The sequence below is a fragment of the Paraburkholderia sp. SIMBA_030 genome, from assembly GCF_046535245.1.
Lineage (GTDB): Bacteria > Pseudomonadota > Gammaproteobacteria > Burkholderiales > Burkholderiaceae > Paraburkholderia.
Genome location: NZ_JAWRXB010001461.1, coordinates 1 through 242 on the forward strand (window position 1 = coordinate 1; position 242 = coordinate 242).

At 65.3% G+C, this 242-nt stretch carries 1 protein-coding gene; it reads right to left on the reverse strand.

The genetic code is table 11. The features are described from left to right. Positions 1–199, reverse strand: a 199-nt coding sequence (locus SB772_RS44875) for a hypothetical protein (protein ID WP_410839136.1), incomplete at its 3' end; no start/stop codon positions are given. Between the last annotated feature and the right edge of the window lie 43 nt (positions 200–242).

The following is a 242-nucleotide window of genomic DNA, read 5'->3' on the forward strand; positions in this document are numbered from 1 at the left end:
GCACGCCGAACAGCAAATGCTCGGCGGCTTCCGCGGACAACGCGCGGGAGGTCGGCATGGCTTCGGTGAATGCACGGCGCTCGCGATCGAACAGCGCGCGGGCGCGGATGAGGTCGACTCCGTGTCGGGTACGCAATTGAGGCTCCTGTGACGGGTTGGAATGGACGGGTGAGGCCTCAGCGAGCTTGTCATATTCCATGCGCGCGGTCGATTCGGCTCGACCGCGTTGCTGTCGGACATCG